Annotated in this window: 16 protein-coding genes and 1 tRNA gene; 13 read left to right on the top strand and 4 right to left on the bottom strand. The window is 37.7% G+C overall.

Annotation, left to right across the window (positions count from 1 at the left end):
* Positions 1-57: 57 nt before the first annotated feature.
* The 11 genes from V4762_RS09200 (at position 58) to V4762_RS09150 (ending at position 10,743) form a co-directional block, all read left to right on the top strand.
* Positions 58-144 (top strand) — tRNA-Leu (locus tag V4762_RS09200).
* A 142-nt stretch (positions 145-286) separates the two neighbouring features.
* On the top strand, positions 287-493 hold the full coding sequence (locus V4762_RS09195; protein WP_013756123.1) for a cold-shock protein: 207 nt from the start codon (positions 287-289) through the stop codon (positions 491-493).
* A gap of 144 nt (positions 494-637) precedes the next feature.
* Positions 638-1,177, top strand: coding sequence for a ribosome hibernation-promoting factor, HPF/YfiA family (gene hpf, locus V4762_RS09190; RefSeq protein ID WP_347315488.1), 540 nt, complete (start codon positions 638-640; stop codon positions 1,175-1,177).
* A 17-nt stretch (positions 1,178-1,194) separates the two neighbouring features.
* Positions 1,195-3,699, top strand: coding sequence for a preprotein translocase subunit SecA (secA, locus tag V4762_RS09185; RefSeq protein WP_347315487.1), 2,505 nt, complete (start codon positions 1,195-1,197; stop codon positions 3,697-3,699).
* A protein-coding gene (gene prfB, locus V4762_RS09180; protein WP_347315486.1) for a peptide chain release factor 2 occupies positions 3,696-4,788 on the top strand; the annotation gives its coding sequence in 2 pieces (ribosomal slippage) (positions 3,696-3,755 and positions 3,757-4,788; 1,092 coding nt in all). The genes secA and prfB overlap by 4 nt, the downstream gene beginning before the upstream one ends.
* Positions 4,789-6,714 carry a DUF5693 family protein gene (locus tag V4762_RS09175; protein ID WP_347315485.1) on the top strand — a complete coding sequence of 642 codons (1,926 nt, stop codon included), beginning with the start codon at positions 4,789-4,791 and terminating at the stop codon, positions 6,712-6,714.
* A complete protein-coding gene (gene cmk / locus V4762_RS09170) occupies positions 6,711-7,376 on the top strand; it encodes a (d)CMP kinase (protein ID WP_347315484.1) in 666 nt (221 codons plus the stop codon). Before V4762_RS09175 ends, cmk begins: the two co-directional genes overlap by 4 nt.
* A 38-nt stretch (positions 7,377-7,414) precedes the next feature.
* Positions 7,415-8,245, top strand: coding sequence for a transketolase (locus tag V4762_RS09165; protein ID WP_347315483.1), 831 nt, complete (start codon positions 7,415-7,417; stop codon positions 8,243-8,245).
* Positions 8,242-9,162: a transketolase family protein gene (locus V4762_RS09160; protein ID WP_347315482.1), complete on the top strand. Its 921-nt coding sequence runs from the start codon at positions 8,242-8,244 to the stop codon at positions 9,160-9,162. The genes V4762_RS09165 and V4762_RS09160 overlap by 4 nt, the downstream gene beginning before the upstream one ends.
* Positions 9,159-9,860: a cell division ATP-binding protein FtsE gene (gene ftsE / locus V4762_RS09155; protein ID WP_347315481.1), complete on the top strand. Its 702-nt coding sequence runs from the start codon at positions 9,159-9,161 to the stop codon at positions 9,858-9,860. Before V4762_RS09160 ends, ftsE begins: the two co-directional genes overlap by 4 nt.
* A 46-nt stretch (positions 9,861-9,906) precedes the next feature.
* The gene (locus tag V4762_RS09150; RefSeq protein WP_347315480.1) at positions 9,907-10,743 is read left to right on the top strand and encodes a cell division protein FtsX; all 837 of its coding nucleotides are present in this window, start codon (positions 9,907-9,909) and stop codon (positions 10,741-10,743) included.
* Here V4762_RS09150 and V4762_RS09145 read toward each other — a convergent pair.
* On the bottom strand, positions 10,740-11,375 hold the full coding sequence (locus V4762_RS09145; protein WP_347315479.1) for a uracil-DNA glycosylase: 636 nt from the start codon (positions 11,373-11,375) through the stop codon (positions 10,740-10,742). The genes V4762_RS09150 and V4762_RS09145 overlap by 4 nt on opposite strands.
* A 128-nt stretch (positions 11,376-11,503) precedes the next feature.
* On the opposite strand from V4762_RS09145, the gene V4762_RS09140 reads away from it, so the two are divergent.
* Both V4762_RS09140 and rfbB read left to right on the top strand, forming a co-directional pair.
* A complete protein-coding gene (locus V4762_RS09140) occupies positions 11,504-11,998 on the top strand; it encodes a methyltransferase family protein (protein WP_347315478.1) in 495 nt (164 codons plus the stop codon).
* 11 nt (positions 11,999-12,009) lie between these two features.
* On the top strand, positions 12,010-13,005 hold the full coding sequence (rfbB, locus tag V4762_RS09135) for a dTDP-glucose 4,6-dehydratase (RefSeq protein ID WP_347315477.1): 996 nt from the start codon (positions 12,010-12,012) through the stop codon (positions 13,003-13,005).
* Here rfbB and V4762_RS09130 read toward each other — a convergent pair.
* From V4762_RS09130 to V4762_RS09120, 3 genes are read right to left on the bottom strand one after another with little or no spacing between them, the layout of a single operon-like run.
* On the bottom strand, positions 12,987-13,946 hold the full coding sequence (locus V4762_RS09130) for an RluA family pseudouridine synthase (protein WP_347315476.1): 960 nt from the start codon (positions 13,944-13,946) through the stop codon (positions 12,987-12,989). The genes rfbB and V4762_RS09130 overlap by 19 nt on opposite strands.
* 28 nt (positions 13,947-13,974) lie before the next feature.
* Positions 13,975-15,456 (bottom strand): NFACT RNA binding domain-containing protein, encoded by a 1,482-nt coding sequence (locus V4762_RS09125; RefSeq protein ID WP_347315489.1) that lies wholly within the window; start codon positions 15,454-15,456, stop codon positions 13,975-13,977.
* Between the two features lie 46 nt (positions 15,457-15,502).
* Positions 15,503-16,285, bottom strand: coding sequence for a sulfide-dependent adenosine diphosphate thiazole synthase (locus V4762_RS09120; protein WP_347315475.1), 783 nt, complete (start codon positions 16,283-16,285; stop codon positions 15,503-15,505).
* Positions 16,286-16,494 lie beyond the last annotated feature (209 nt).

Below are 16,494 nucleotides of genomic sequence, written 5' to 3'. Positions count from 1 at the left end.
CAGAAGCAATTCGAATAGTTGACTTTATAAAATTTTATATTTATACTTATTAAAAGTGCCGAGGTGGCGGAATGGCAGACGCGCTAGTTTGAGGGGCTAGTGAACGCTTTGTTCGTCAGGGTTCAAGTCCCTGTCTCGGCACCAAGAACCAACCTCTTTGTGAAGAGGCTTGATGTTCTTAAAGGGAGGTGAACTTTGCTCTAAGTTTTTGGTCACAGATGAGACGAGATGAGGACAGATTAGAAAAATTTAAACTTTTGAAAAGGTTTTAGGAGGTTATTCATCTATGTTTTTAGGAAAAGTAAAGTGGTTTAACAATGAAAAGGGTTATGGCTTCATATCAAAGGACGATGGAAGTGGTGATGTCTTTGTTCACTACAGCGCAATCCAGGGCAAGGGTTTCAGAACCTTAGAGCAGGGACAGGCTGTCCAGTTCGAAATTGTTGATGGTCCAAAGGGACCACAGGCATCAAACGTTACAAAGGTATCATAATTAAGAAATTATTGTCCTTAAAATAATAAATTTTTAATAATTGATCTTTTCAAAAGCCCCTGTTTGGGGCTTTTGTTTTCTTAATTTAATCAATATAATTTAATGTAAGCTTTTTTCTTACTAAATATTTATAGGAGGACAAGCATGCAAGTAATCGTAAAAGATAAAGGTGTAAACCTATCGGATGAACAAAAAACTTATATTTCAAACAAAATGTCAAAATTGGATAGATTTTTCAAAAAAATTATCGAAGTTCAGATCGTTTTGACCAGATCAAGCGCCAAGAAAAATAAGCAGATATTTTCGGCTGAGGTTACAATCTTTGCTGCTGGTTCTACAATTCGTGCTCAAGAAAATTCTGATGACGTAAGGACCGCAGTCGACCTCGTCCACGACAAGCTGGAAAGACAGATATCAAGATACAAGGAAAAGCTGGTCCAAAGACATAGGAATCTGATGTCTGAGAGCTTTTTAGAACAGAAAAACGAAGAGATATCTCCTGAAGGCGAGATAATTAAGATAAAAAGGTTTCCTTTCAAGCCAATAACACCAGAAGAGGCTATAATAGATATGGAATTGTTAGGTCATAACTTTTATGTGTTTATAAATTCGCAAACTATGGACGTTAACGTAATTTATAGCCGAAATGATGGTGGATATGGTTTGATTGAACCAGAAAAATAAATATTTGAGGAATATAAATGTTTAATAAGCTTCTAAATAAGATTTTGGGTTCTAGCAAAGAGAACGAGCTAAAAAAATACTATGAAGTGGTAGCTGCTATAAATAGCAAAGAAGAAGAGGTTAAAAAATTAAGCAGGGAAGATTTCTTACAGCAAACTAACAATTTTAGAGAAGCTCTTAAAGATTTCAAGGGAAAAGAATTCCCAACAGATATTCTTTTAAATGCCTTTGCTATGACAAGAGAGGCAGCTTTAAGAACCCTTGGGCTTAGACATTTTGACGTTCAGTTAATAGGCGGTCTCGTATTAAACGATGGCAAGGTAGCTGAGATGGGAACAGGCGAAGGCAAAACCCTTGCTGCTACCAGCGCTGCCTATCTCAATGCACTTAGCGGTGAGGGCGTTCATATAATTACTGTAAACGACTATTTGGCCAAAAGAGACGCCGAATGGATGAGACCTGTTTACGAATATCTTGGCGTTTCAGTAAGCTATTTGCAAAATAACTTTGACAACGAGCAAAGAAAAGCTGCATATAATTGTGATATTACCTATGGAGTCAATCATGAATTTGGTTTTGACTTTTTAAGAGATAATATGGCTTTATCTGTACTCGATCAGGTCCAAAGAGGCTTGAACTATGCAATTGTAGACGAGGTCGACAGCGTCTTGATCGATGAAGCCAGAACACCGCTAATCATATCGGGAAGAGCCGCTCAGAAAACAGAGCTGTATAATAGGCTCAATCCTGTAGCCCTAAGGATGAAATCAGAAGAAGATTTTACCCCAGATGAAAAAACTAAAACTCTTTCTTTGACTGAGGAAGGCGTGGCAAAGGCAGAGAAGTTATTGGGCATAGAAAATCTTTTTGATGTAAAAAATATAGATGTACTTCACGTTCTTACCCAGCTGTTAAGAGCCAACTTTATGTTTAAGAAGGAAAAAGATTACGTAGTCAAAGACGGCGAAATAATCATCGTAGACGAATTTACAGGAAGGCTTATGAATGGTAGAAGATACTCTGACGGTCTTCACCAGGCTATTGAAGCAAAAGAACACGTAAGGGTAAAAGAAGAGACGCAGACTATAGCTACTATTACAATACAAAATTATTTTAGAGCATATAAAAAGTTAGCTGGTATGACCGGTACTGCAAAGACTGATGAATCTGAGCTTATAAAGATTTATAACCTGGTAGTAGTGGTGGTACCAACCAACAAGCCCGTAACAAGAGTTGATTTTCCCGATGTAATTTACAAAAATGAGAGTGCAAAACTTAGATCTTTAATAAATGAAATCCAGGATTGTTTTGAAAGAGGTCAGCCAATCTTGGTTGGCACGACATCTATTGAAAAATCAGAAAAACTTAGCTTGCTCTTGAAGAAGAAGGGCATACCGCATCATGTATTGAATGCGAAGTATCACGAAAAAGAAGCTGAGATAATCTCTCATGCTGGCGAAAAGAAGTCGGTAACAATAGCTACAAATATGGCAGGCAGAGGTGTAGATATCGTTCTTGACGATGAAGTAAAGCAACTTGGCGGATTACATGTAATTGGCACATCCAGGCATGAGAGCAGGAGAATCGACAACCAGTTAAGAGGCCGTTCTGGAAGGCAGGGAGACCCTGGATCTTCAAGGTTTTACTTATCGCTTGATGACGATCTCTTGAGGATGTTTGGTTCTGATAAGTTAGCTACTTTAATGGATAAGTTAAGTATTGATGAAAACGAGCCAATCGAGCACAGCTGGGTGACAAAGGCCGTTGAAAATGCCCAGAAAAAAGTCGAAGAGAACAACTTCGGCATAAGAAAGCAGCTTATTGAGTACGATGATGTCTTGAATAGGCAGAGAGAATATATATATTCTGAAAGACAAAAACTATTAACTCGTGAAGATTGCAAAGATATAATTGTTGGATGGATTGAGCAGATTGTTGACAAATTTGTAGATGACGCCTGTCCTAAAAAGGTAATTAATGAGGAAAATATAGAGCTTCTTAGGGAATCTCTTCAAGAAATTACAAAGATAGACGACGAAGTCTTTGCTGACTGCAAAGATATATCAGAATTGAAGTCTAAGCTTAAATCCTTCTTAAAAGAGAAATATGAAATTAGAGAGTCAGATCTTAGTCCAGAATTACTAAGGTCTTTGGAAAAATATATTTCTTTAAGAATTATAGATGAAAAGTGGATGGAGCATCTGCAGGACAACGATTCTTTGAGAGAGGGCATAGGCTTGAGAGCCTATGGTCAGAAGGATCCTCTTGTAGAGTACAAGATTGAGGCATCAAAGCTATTCCAGGAGACAGCTACGCTGATAAAAAAAGATACTTTAAAGTTTCTGTTCAACGTAATTGTTGAGAAAAAAGAAGATTTAAATGAAAAGCCAAAAGCTCCACAAACTAAGACTAATGTAAACGTTCAAGGTGATAATAAGAAGAAAAAAATCGGAAGAAATGATCCTTGTCCATGTGGAAGCGGAAAAAAATATAAACATTGTTGTGGAAGGAATGAAAAATGATTGAATATGATGTTAATTCGCTAAATGAGAGAATCTTAAAGCTACGTGACTGTCTTTGACCTGGACAACAAAACAAAAAAATTAGATAGCATAAAAATGGAATTTTCCAAACCTGAAATCTGGCAAGATGTTCAAAGGTCTTCCAACCTTACCCAGATAGCTGACGGTCTTCAGAAAAGTGTTGACGAGTGGAAAAACTTGACATCGAATTTTGAAGACTTTTTGTTTTGGTTGGAGTTTCAGGGTGAAGATGCAGATATTGAAGTTGATAAAAGTTATAAAAACTTAATCCAGATTCTTGAAGAAATGGAATTTAAGGCTCTTTTATCTGATAAATACGATAGCTATGACGCCATGCTTACAATAAGCGCTGGGGCAGGAGGCGTGGACGCGCAAGATTTCGCTGAAATGCTTCTTAGGATGTATATCAGATGGGGAGAAAAAAATAAGTATTCTGTAGAATTCGTCGATCAGAGTCCTGGAGATGAGGCTGGCATCAGATCTGCTACCATCTTTTTCAAGGGCAGATATTCTTATGGGTTTTTGAAGTCTGAGCAAGGAGTTCACAGGCTGATAAGACTCTCTCCATTTGATTTTAATAACAGAAGGCATACATCATTTGTACTGGTGGAAGTGGCTCCATTAATCAAAGACATTAAGGAAGTGAATATAAAAAACGAGGATATCAGGATTGAGACTTTTAGAGCCTCTGGCGCAGGGGGACAGCACGTAAACAAAACTGATTCGGCAGTTAGAATTATTCACTTGCCAACTGGCATTGTGGTGACATGTAGAAATGAGAGAAGTCAATTTCAGAATAAGGATGCGGCTATGAAGGTCCTTATCTCCAGGATAAACAGCCTCAATGAAGAAAAGCAAAAGAGTAAGCTAAACGAGTTTAAGGGTGAAACTGATGCTTCATGGGGCAAGCAAATAAGAACTTATGTCTTGCATCCTTATACCATGGTGAAAGATCACAGAACCAATGTGGAAATTGGAGATGTGTATGGAGCCCTGGATGGCAATATTGACGAATTTCAGAAGGCATATTTACTAAAACAATCAAAAGAAAAAAATCAGGGTGGTTAAATGATAAATAAAAAACTTCTTACTTATGTGGCATTATTTATGCTTTTTTCTGCAGTATTGTTTTCTATTGTTATTTCTTCTATTAGAACTGATGTGGAAATTAAGGCGGATAAACATATATCAATTGTAATCGATTATGAAGGGTTTAGGGATCTTGCTGAATTGACCAACTATCCCTTTGATAAACTTCTAAGCACTCTCAAGGAAGAAGGAGTGATCGCTGTAGCCCTAAAAGAATCAAACCTTAAATCCCTGGTCGAACGCGGAGAAGTTTTTTTGGTTCATCCAGATGAAAAAGCAGTTAAAGATGGGGTAATATGGGTTGCTGAATTTAGAAATCCTGAGCTGGCAAAAGAAGTTTTTGATAAATTGACACAGAAATACAATGGACTTCTTAGGAAAACCTATCTAAAAGGCTCGGAAATTTATTCTTCTGATGAAGATTTGCCATCTTTATATTTTGGGTTTCTCAATCAAGAATTGAGTCTATGTAAGAAAATGGGACTTGACATCGTGTTGAGACCGATAAACGATTATCGTTTTTATTCTAGTAAGGATGATTTTGAGAGATGGGTAAACCAGTATCCTAAAGATGTGTGGATGATAATTTTCGGTGAGAGAGAAGTGCTGGGATATCCTAAGTTTATTAACATCTACGCAAATATTTTGGAAAAGAATAATATACGTTTTGGATATGTAGAGTTTGCTAAACAAAAGGGCATTGACGAATTGGCAAGAATGATACCATATCAAGTGTTGAGAGTTCACGCAATCACGAATAACGAGATACCTGGAGAAAACATCATTTATTCAAATAAGATGTTTGAATCAGGAAAAAAGATAAAATATTCTGATGCTATTCCCCGATGGGGCAGAGCTATTAAAGAGAGAAATATCAAGGTATTGTACGTTAACCCCTGGGGCGAGCCTATAAATGGCGACCTCATAAAGACAAATGTCGAATATATAAAGAATATCGTTCAAGAAATAAAACTTCAAGGGTATACGCCTGGCAAGGCTCAATGGAGCGCTCATGATGAATTTTATTTTAAGCCGATAAGACTTATCTGGATATTTGGTATATTCTTTTGTCTGGGATGTCTATCTCTTCTGATGCTTTCTGCTAATTTGAGCTCAAGAAAGATATTGATTTACTCGTCTGTACTGCTATTGATAGACATCTTGTTATTTATATTTGGTAAATTTAATTTTATTGCATGGGAAACTGCTCTGATGAGCTCTACCTTCCCTCCGATATACTTATTTAATAAAATAAAAAATTTTAGTTGGCAATCATTTTTGCTTAATTTTCTAATGGTTTTCTTTATATCAATTTCGGGAGCGCTGCTCACAAATAATATCTATCTGTCGTCGACATCGGTAATAGGAATAAATATCTTCCCATTGATAAAGCTGCTCTTGATATTGCCGATTTTATTCTTGGGGCTCAGGATATTTTTCAGATCTATCAATATCAAGGATTATATTAATGAAATTATGAAGCCTATGAGAAGGGTGGAATTCATAGCTCTGCTGATATTTTTGATAATTTTGGCTGTTTATGTGCTGAGATCTGGAAACCAAAATCCGATTGGACTATTGCCAGATGAAGAGCACATAAGGATATTTTTGGAAAAAACTCTATTTGTAAGGCCAAGGTTTAAAGAGCTCATAGGATATTCTTTGCTGATATTCTCTTTCTATCTGTATAAATTAAATAGTGTTAACTTTTCCAAGTTCTTCTTTTTAATCTCTTCTGTAGCCTTTATATCTTTGACCGACACATTTTTACACATTCACATCCCAATATACATCAGCATTATCAGAAGTCTGGAAGGAATATTTTTTGGCACACTTTTTGGATTTGTATTTTGCATAGTATTATACGGCTTAATAAAAACCTATAAGTCGAGGTTTGATACATGATAATAGCAATTGATGGTCCTGCAGGGGCTGGCAAGAGCACGGTAGCGCGAGAATTATCTAAAAAGCTTAACTTTAAATATGTGGATACTGGCGCGATGTATAGAGCTATAACCTTTGAGCTTATAAAAAGAAAACAAGAAGATTCTGCTGATTTGGAGAAAGTTTTCAAGGATATAATCGAATCTATCAATATTGACTTTGTTGATGGAAATATTATTTTAAATGGCGAAATTTTATCAAAAGAATTGAGGACTCCCATTATAGACAGGAATGTCTCAAAGGCAGCCTCTAGCGGGGTGGTAAGAGCCTTTCTCTCTGTTGAACAAAGAAAGCTATCTATCAAGTCGCCAAATACTGTTTTGGAGGGCAGAGATACAACCACTGTGGTCTGTCCTGATGCCCAGGTGAAGATATTTTTAACCGCATCGCTGGAAGAAAGAGCAAGGAGAAGGCACGAAGAGTTGCTGAAAAAAAATATAAAAATTGGTTTTGAAGAGGTAATGAGCCAAATTGAAAAAAGAGACAAATCTGATATGAATAGGTCAATAGGCCCTTTGATGGTGGCAGAAGATGCTGTAGTCATAGATTCTACCGCAAAGGATGTTCATTGGGTCGTTAACAAAATTTATGAAATTGTTGAAAGTAAAAAAAATTATACTTAATGTATAATTGATTAAAGAAATTGAGAGGAGAATGAATTTTGGATGACTTGCTGTTAAGAGAGCACGCAAAGAATATCAGGCATCTAATTATTGAGATGATTACTTCTGCGAAATCTGGCCATCCTGGCGGTTCTTTATCTGCTGTTGAAATACTGGTTTCGCTTTATTTTGGGGGAGTGCTGAACTACGATCCTAAAAATCCTTCCTTAGGGTCAAGAGATAGGTTTTTCCTCTCGAAAGGTCATGCTGCGCCTGTTTTGTACTCAACCCTTGCAGAGGCTGGCTATTTTGACAAATCTGGACTCGACACGCTCAGGCAGTTAAATAGTCCTTTTCAGGGGCATCCTGATATGAAAAAGCTTCCTGGAATAGAGGCGTCTACCGGTTCTCTGGGACAGGGATTGTCTATCTCTGTTGGCTGTGCCCTTGGTCTAAGGCTAAAGGGCCTCAAATCTCATGTCTTTGCCTTATTGGGAGACGGAGAGTTGGAAGAGGGGCAGGTTTGGGAGGCAGCAATGGCAGCAAGACACTTTAAGCTCGACAATCTAACTGCAATAATTGACAGAAACAACCTTCAAATAGATGGATTTACAGAAGAAGTTATGTCCCTGGAACCCCTGGCTGACAAGTGGCTCTCTTTCGGATGGAGCGTGGTGGAGCTAAGCGGGCACGATTTCGATCAGATAGTTCCTGCACTTCTGAATGCAAAAAAAAGAGGTGACAAAAAACCTCTTGTTATTATTGCGCATACCATAAAGGGCAAGGGAGTATCCTTTATGGAAAATATTTGTGATTTTCACGGCAAGGCGCCAAGCGAAGATCAGGCGAAGATTGCATATTCTGAATTGAAAGAGTGTGATGAACAATGAAGGCAACCAGAGAGGCTTACGGAGAGGCTCTTTTAGATTTAGGCAGATTGAGCGATCAGGTAGTAGCTCTTGATGCAGATCTGTCCAAATCTACTAAAACTTCGCTTTTCGCCAAAGAATTTCCCGAAAGATTTTTCGATGTAGGCATAGCTGAACAAAATATGATAGGCATAGCTGCAGGACTTTCTCTTGCTGGCTTCGTCCCTTTTGCGAGCACTTTTGCCATATTTGCTTCTGGCAGAGCCTGGGAGCAGATTAGAAATACTGTAGCCTATCCATCCCTGAACGTTAAGGTTTGCGCATCGCACGCTGGCATTACTGTGGGCGAAGATGGCGCATCGCATCAATCGGTAGAAGATATTGGCTTAATGTCTATAATTCCCAATATGACAGTCCTGGTTCCAGCTGACCCAATAGAAACAAAGTCTGTGATTAATTGGGCATTTAAATATAAAGGTCCTGTCTATGTAAGGCTGGGCAGGATGGGCGTACCCGATCTGCTGCCAAAGGATTATTCTTTTGATACAAAACCATATATATTTAAAAAGGGGAAGAAGATAGTCATATTTGCCACAGGAATTATGCTGTGGAAATGTCTGGAGGCTATCGAGCTTTTAAAGGCTTATGATATAGAGCCAACCTTAGTAAATGTCCCCTGTCTGAAGCCATTTCCAGAGGAAGAGATTATAGAGATTGCAAGGGAACACGATATGGTCTTTACCGCTGAAGAGCACAGCATTATAGGTGGTCTTGGTTCAATGGTCGCCTCAGCCCTTTCGAGGAGTTATCCTATGAAGGTTTGTTTTATCGGCATCAATGACAAATTTGGTACTTCTGGCAAGCCAAATGAACTGCTAACCTACTATGGTCTGGACGCAGCAGGTATAAAAGAAAGATTGCTGTCTAATATAAAATGAATTCTGCTATAGTTTTCAAAAATGTTACAAAAGTTTACCATGGTCAGATATTTGGCTTAAAGGATATAAACCTTGAAGTGGAAAAGGGAGACTTTGTTTTTATTGTCGGCCATAGCGGAGCTGGCAAATCAACTTTGTTGAAACTTCTGTATAGAGCCCTGCTGCCTTCTTCAGGAGAGGTCCATGTAAACAATATGAATTTGTTAAAGTTAAAAGATAAGGATATTCCCGTTTTCAGGAGAACCTTAGGTGTGGTTTTTCAGGATGTAAAGCTTTTGCCAAGGAAGACTGCGATCGAAAACATCTCATTGTGTCTGGAGATGCTCGGTTTATCTGATAGAGAAGTGAAAAAGAGGGCTTATAAGTCATTGGAGCTTGTCAAACTTAGTGGGAAGTCCAGGGCTTTTCCAAATGAACTCTCAGGCGGCGAGCAGCAAAGGCTGGCAATAGCAAGGGCTATATCGTATTATCCTACTCTTCTAATTGCTGATGAGCCTACTGGTAATATAGATCTGAAAACTTCATGGGAGATAATGTCCATTTTTGAAAATTTGAACAGGATGGGGATGACTATTTTAATAACGACTCACAATCCAATAATTGTCAGCAAGATGAACAAGAGAGTTATTCAATTAAAGAATGGGCAAGTAGAGTCTGATAGTCTGGAGCCTACGCCGATAGTTTATGAGCAGATTTAGAATATATTTAAGGGAGTCAATAATTTCTCTGAGCAGAGGTGGAGGCATGGCAATAGCTTCTACCATTTCTATTTCTTTTACTATGATAATCTTTGGATTGATATTGATGTTGTTTTTGTCATTGTTCCAGGCTTCGACCAAGATAGGCGATCAGGTAGAGCTCCTTGTATTCTTGAAGGATAATGTGTCTGCACAAGACATAAACGGCCTGGTGGGAACGATATCGAATATGGAAGGCGTTTCATCGGTGGAATACGTCTCAAAGCATGATGCATGGGAGAAATTTAAAAAATATTTTCAGAGCAAGATAAACATTTCTGACATAAAAAACCCTTTGCCAGATACTATCAAGGTTAGGACGAAAGGTCCAGATTATATTGCTGGACTTTCAAAGGTAATCTCACAATTTCCTCAAGTTGACGAAACGAGATATCCTCAGCAACTTTTAAATGCGCTCAATGTGATGGTCCAAAGAATTACTCTTATCGGATCTCTTTTACTAATTGGTTTTGCCCTTGCATCGCTTGTGGTAATCTCAAGCACTATCAAGGTATCGGTACTTGCAAGGAGAGAAGAGCTTGAGATCTTGGAGCTGGTGGGCGCAGAGCCAAATTTTATCAGGATGCCATATATCCTTGAGGGAAGCTTTATAGGGCTATTTTCTTCACTTCTGGCAATCTTTTTCTTTATATTTCTCTCTATCTTCTTGAGTTTTGCGATTGTAAATATAAATCCGCCGTGGTCATTTTTCTGGCCACTGAATACCTCTCTGTGGATTTTGATGTGCTTTATAATCGTGCTTACTGGGACCTTTATTGGATTCTTGGGCAGCTTTATTTCTCTGAGAAATGTCGGCAAGTTTTCTGTTACAAAAGATTTTTAGCTCTCTTTCTCAACAAACTTCTTCACCCTTTGCATATCTTTCCATGTAAGCCATCGAGGGGATCCCTCTTTCTTGCTGGCATTTCTAAGAAGATATGATGGATGAAACATTGGTATGAAATATTGATCGTCTTGAAGAATCAATTCTCCTCTCATCTTCGTAATAGAGCTAAAATTTTTCAAAATGGCTTTGCACGCAACAGCTCCCAACAAGACTATTATCTTTGGTTTTAGAGATTCTATTTGAACCTGTAAGAAAGGTCTGCAAGCCTCAATTTCTTCTGGGAGAGGATTTCTGTTTCCAGGGGGCCTGCATTTCACAACGTTTGTGATGTAGATATCCTCTCTTTTTAGTTCTACTGACTCAAAAATCTTGGTTAGGAGTTGACCTGCTTTCCCTACAAAAGGAATACCTTGTAAGTCCTCCATTTCCCCTGGTCCCTCTCCAATTACCATAATTTCAGGGCTCATAGGTCCTTCTCCGAAAACTACACTTGTACGGGTGGAGCTTAACTGGCACTTTTTACAACTTTTGGCTTCTAATAGAACCGCGTTAAATTTTAATTTTGACGAATCGTTCTTTAGATCCCCGTCTGGATTTTCTAAGTCATCAAATAAGCTGGGTATGTACAAGATCATCCTCCTAAATAAAAAGTTAAAACTAAAACTTAAATAGATTATATGTTAAAATAACAAACCATGTTATATAGAAAGGGCTGATCTAAATTATAAAATTTCTCGTCAAAAAAAGAACCAAGCTTTTGTATTTACTGTTTATTTTGATAATATTTCTGTCACATCCGACTAAGCTGTCTTTATTTTCTGGCGTAGTTTTTTCAATCTTGGGACTTTTGCTGAGAGCGTGGGCGGCAGCTACCATAAATAAAGTAAAGGTTCTCTCCACTGACGGACCATATTCTATCGTCAGAAATCCTCTCTATCTGGGCAGCTTTTTGGCTGGCTTTGGGGTGATGATGTCCACTGGAAGCCTTATTTTGTTGGCAATCTTCGCTGTGGGATTCTTGTTCGTCCACTTTCACAAGATGAGAGAAGAAGAGGTGGAGCTCTACAACGAACACAAAGAAAAATTTCTCGAATACAAGAGTAGGGTTCCTGCATTTTTCCCAAATTTCTTAAGCTTTAAGTCGGCTCCAATATCATTTGATAGATATATGTCCAACAACGAATACAGGGCATCTTTTACCGTCCTGGCGATATATATCTTTTTAATTTTTAAATTTATATTTTTTAATTAAGGAGAAGAGTTATGAATATATTGATTACTGGCGGTGCAGGATTTATAGGCAGTGAATTCGTAAGGCAGGCAGTAGAAAAGGGCCACAGAGTCAGCGTGATAGACAAGCTTACCTATGCTGGCTCGATGGATCGTATAAATTCAGTAATAGGCGATATCGCTTTCTACGAGGATGATATAAGAAATGAAGATTCTATTAAAAAGATTATAAAGACAGATAAAGTCGAAGCTGTTATAAATTTTGCTGCTGAGACCCATGTGGACAGATCTATCCTGGAGCCAAACGAATTTGTAAATACAAATATATGCGGTACTACGAGCATCTTGAACTCATTGATAAATTCTGATGTATTATTGGTGCACGTTTCTACCGATGAGGTCTATGGAGAGCTTGGAAAGGAAGGAAAGTTTTCGGAAAACAATCCTCTAAAGCCAAATTCCCCATATTCTGCGAGCAAGGCGAGCGCTGATCTCTTGATAAATGCTTATGCGAGAACCTTTTCTCTGAGAACACGAATAGTTAGGCCATCGAACAACTATGGTATGTGGCAGTTTCCAGAGAAGCTGATTCCTGTAGTAATTTTCAAAGCTTTAAATAATCAAAAAGTCCCTGTCTATGCAGATGGAGGCAATTTTAGGGAGTGGACATACGTAAAGGATTGCTGCAGCGCTATCTTTAAAGTTCTTGCTGAGGGCAAGGATTCGAACGCTTATAACATTGGCAGCGGCGAAGAGATGACCAACCTAAACCTGGTAAAAAAACTATTGAATATATTAAATAGATCTGAAGATCTTATTGAATTTGTAAAAGATAGACCTGGACATGACTTTCGCTATGCTCTGGATACCGAAAAGATTTCAAAAGAACTGGGGTGGAGACCATCTTATTCTTTTGAGCAGGGCCTGAAAGAAACTGTGGACTGGTATGTAGAAAATTATAAATGGTTGGAAAAGGAAGTAGCCAATCTAAAGGAGTATTGGGGCAGAGTTTATAAGTCGAAGTCGTAGTCGATATTGCATTTTTTTAGAAAATCTTGTAGGTCATCTGGCAGAGGAGCAGTAAAGCTAACTGTTTTGTCGTAAGTTGGATGCGAAAACTCTATTTTCAATGCATGAAGTGCTATTTCTGGGCAATTTTTGCAACTTCTTGTTGAATATTTTTTATCTCCCACTATTGGATGTCCTATATGTGACATGTGTACTCTTATTTGATGAGTTCTTCCAGTGTATATATTTATCTTCAACAAGGAAACAGCATGCTTTTCCAGGAGGCCTTCTCTGAGAACTGAATATTCAGTAAGGGCTGTCTTGCCAGAGAGATTTACTTCCATTTTCTGTCGGTGAATTTTTGAACGCTTAATGGGCATTGATATAAAGCCCTCTTTGTATTGCATATATCCATAAACAAGTGCGATATAAGTTTTCTTTACCTGACGGCTTTTAAACTGCTCTGAGAGCCTGCTCATTGTCCTGACTGATTTCGCTACTATCAAGACGCCAGTGGTCTCTTTGTCGAGCCTGTGGACTATTCCAGGTCTTTCTTGATCTACAAACTCTTCCTTGTTTATGGAATCTATGAGCGCATTTAATATAGTATTTCTAAAATTTCCCGCTCCAGGATGCACTACCATATCCCTATCCTTGTTTATGACCATGAAATATTCATCTTCATACAGAATCTTTATCTTTAACTTGTCCTGCTCAACGGAAAAGGGCTCTTTGAGCTTTATTGTTAATGAAATTTTATCGTAGGGCTTGATGCTGTAAGAGGGCTTTTCTACGAGGTTGTCGTTTACCTTTACACAACCTTCTTTGATTAGTTTTGAGTAATAATTTCTGGACTCTTCCTTCATAGCAAGAAGGAGAAACTGATCGAGCCTTTCTTTTTCAAAAGAGGGTATGGCGAATAGCTCAAAGGACTCATATTTTTCGAACTCTGTTAAGTTCATTTATCTATTTCTTCCATTAGCAGACAGCTTATAGGTCTTTTTCTTTTTCTGGAGAGACGAAAATTGTTTTTTCATTTCTGTAAAAAATCATCCCATTGCTCTTACCTTTGGCCTTTGTGAGGTATTTTACCTGGGTATAGATTACCTCTACTTCTTTTTCTTTCTTTCCTTTTGAAAAATGAGCGCATATCTGTGAAGCTTTTTTAATATCAGCCTGGTTTAGCTCTTTTTTTGTAGTTTTTAAAATCAAATAACTGCCAGAATAATTTCTAACATGAAACCACCAGTCATTTGGATTTGAAATCTTTATTAAATTTATATTGGAATTGGCATTTTTGCCGACCAATGCAATGGTGTAGTCATCAAAGTCTATTTTTATATAATCCTTTGTCTTCTCTCTTTCTTTCTTGTTTCTCTCTTCTCTCTTCTTGTCTGGTTTGGCAGGCGTTAAATTTTCTGATTTAGCTTTTGTAATCTCATCTTCTAAAAATCGTATCATCTTTTCAATCTTTGAAAGGGCGCTCTTCATCTTCTTTGCCCTTTCAAACAGATCGCTTGCTATTTTGCCTGGGGTAGTGTTCGAATCTCCGATAGCCAATCCGTCGAGTACATATTGGTTGTTAATAATTTCTACTCTATTTAAATTGCTTAAAATGTTTGTCGCCCGTGATTGGAGCTCTTCCCACTGTAAATTTTTTTCAAGGTCTTTTTTTACATTATCGAGTTTTTTTTGTAAATATGTGACCTTTTTCTTTCTTTCTGACTCAATTTCTCTTCTTCTTTTATCTTCGTTTAGTTTGATAATCTTGTTTGTGCCAAGGGCATATATAGTTTCAAGGAATGAATTCTCTTCGTTATCTAAAGACAAAATTAATTCATTGTCGACCACTTTCGGGTAAAGATTCTCGAAGTCGCTATCTATCCAATGAAGGACTCTCTGAGGAGTCCAATCTTTTACTTCATCTATAACGTTCTTTGGAAAGCCAAAGGTTTTTTCCGATAGGGTCTTTTCAACGCCAAATTCTGACAGGAGCTCTGATGTGATTTCTCTTGGCTCAAGCCTTTTTGACTTGTCTGGATATTGATACTCTATTCCAGAGAGTATCTTTCTTTTTAGAGGATCGTCTGGAATTATCTCCTTGTAAGACGTTTTGATCACATTGTCTACCAATGCAATTGCATTGGTTTTATTCGTAATAAGCTCCAGAACGATGTCTACCTTGGGAAATTTGCCAATTGGGAAATCGTTTGAGAAAGAAATTTTCAATACCTTGTCAAATCTATTGATTGTGATGTCAGTTATTTCTGATCCTGGCAGGTGTTTGTTCAAAAAGTCATAAAAGGGGTGTTTGTGCGATTCGAATTTTACATTCTTTTCTTTTGAAAGGCCAATGAATGGAATGTTGTTTATTAGTGATACAAGGAAGAAGGTAGAACCCTCTTCCTTATCCCAGAGATTTAACGTAAAACAATCTTTGTAGAAAAGCAGTTTGCTAACTTGTTTTCCGATTAATCTATTTTTCGCCTCTATAAAGTTTAGATAAAATGTTAAGGTGCTAAACAGTTTTTATATACTCCATTATTAATTTGGAAGCCTTAAGACCAGATTTTATCATCCCGCCAAATATTGGCCCCATTCTGCTGCCGCCGTCAACGTTGTTGGCTGCCATTCCAGAGACAAATAAACCGTTTGCTAACATTTTTGTATTGTTTACGGTATCTTCTTCCCCCTGAATTGCATTCATAAAATGCTCTTTTTTAAGAGGAATCTGCACTCTCTTTGAATAGATGTTTGCAGCTATGGCATCGTGGCCTGTGGAGTCCAGAACTGCCTTTGTCTGAAACACCATTGGGTCGACATGAAGTCCTGCTATTTCTATCCCTGTATTGTTTACCACTACACCTGTAATTGCGTTATTTATATACTCTAAATCTACAACTGTCATTAGATTGAAAAGCTTTACGTTTGGTGCTTTCAGAGCTTGAGAGATCAGCTGACTTGCAAATAGACAAGAGTCTACCACAAGGGCATCCTCATCTTCCACAAAGGGCAGTTGCAGATCGTTTAATAAGTCCTTTAAATCTTTTTGTATTATGACTTTATTAAAAGACATCGAGCCGCCCCAGGTGCCGCCGCCGGGGGAGAGCTTTCTTTCCATAATTACTACCTTATAACCTGAATTTCCAAGCTCCCTTGCAGCAGTCAACCCAGATGGGCCTGCCCCTACGATTATAACGTCAGAATTAAGCGCATCAGTAATGCTCTCGTAGTAGTGCTTTAGAATTAATTTGCTGACTTGTACGTCTGTTACAGGATTAAGAAAGTGTTTTGCCATCATTTCCTCCTTTAAAAGTTTTATACTAAATTATAGATGATACAATATATTTGGAATTTTTTCATGCTGATGACATTGAGATTGTTTTGGCAGTTTTATGGACAAAGTATTTTATAAAGGGATAATGCTTATTTTATTTTTTTAAACATCAAGTATTATTAATGAATTGAGCTTCATTTAATATCCCTATTTGACATCTTTTTATTCTTGTA

The sequence above is a fragment of the Thermodesulfobium sp. 4217-1 genome (genome assembly GCF_039822205.1).
Classification (GTDB): domain Bacteria; phylum Thermodesulfobiota; class Thermodesulfobiia; order Thermodesulfobiales; family Thermodesulfobiaceae; genus Thermodesulfobium.
This window is presented reverse-complemented; position numbering and strand designations above follow the sequence as displayed.

Coding starts and splice junctions, on each gene's coding strand:
- V4762_RS09195 (WP_013756123.1), top strand. CDS start 287: ATGTTTTTAGGAAAAGTAAAGTGGTTTAACAATGAAAAGGGTTATGGC.
- hpf (WP_347315488.1), top strand. CDS start 638: ATGCAAGTAATCGTAAAAGATAAAGGTGTAAACCTATCGGATGAACAA.
- secA (WP_347315487.1), top strand. CDS start 1,195: ATGTTTAATAAGCTTCTAAATAAGATTTTGGGTTCTAGCAAAGAGAAC.
- V4762_RS09175 (WP_347315485.1), top strand. CDS start 4,789: ATGATAAATAAAAAACTTCTTACTTATGTGGCATTATTTATGCTTTTT.
- cmk (WP_347315484.1), top strand. CDS start 6,711: ATGATAATAGCAATTGATGGTCCTGCAGGGGCTGGCAAGAGCACGGTA.
- V4762_RS09160 (WP_347315482.1), top strand. CDS start 8,242: ATGAAGGCAACCAGAGAGGCTTACGGAGAGGCTCTTTTAGATTTAGGC.
- ftsE (WP_347315481.1), top strand. CDS start 9,159: ATGAATTCTGCTATAGTTTTCAAAAATGTTACAAAAGTTTACCATGGT.
- V4762_RS09150 (WP_347315480.1), top strand. CDS start 9,907: ATGGCAATAGCTTCTACCATTTCTATTTCTTTTACTATGATAATCTTT.
- rfbB (WP_347315477.1), top strand. CDS start 12,010: ATGAATATATTGATTACTGGCGGTGCAGGATTTATAGGCAGTGAATTC.
- V4762_RS09130 (WP_347315476.1), bottom strand. CDS start 13,946: ATGAACTTAACAGAGTTCGAAAAATATGAGTCCTTTGAGCTATTCGCC.
- V4762_RS09120 (WP_347315475.1), bottom strand. CDS start 16,285: ATGATGGCAAAACACTTTCTTAATCCTGTAACAGACGTACAAGTCAGC.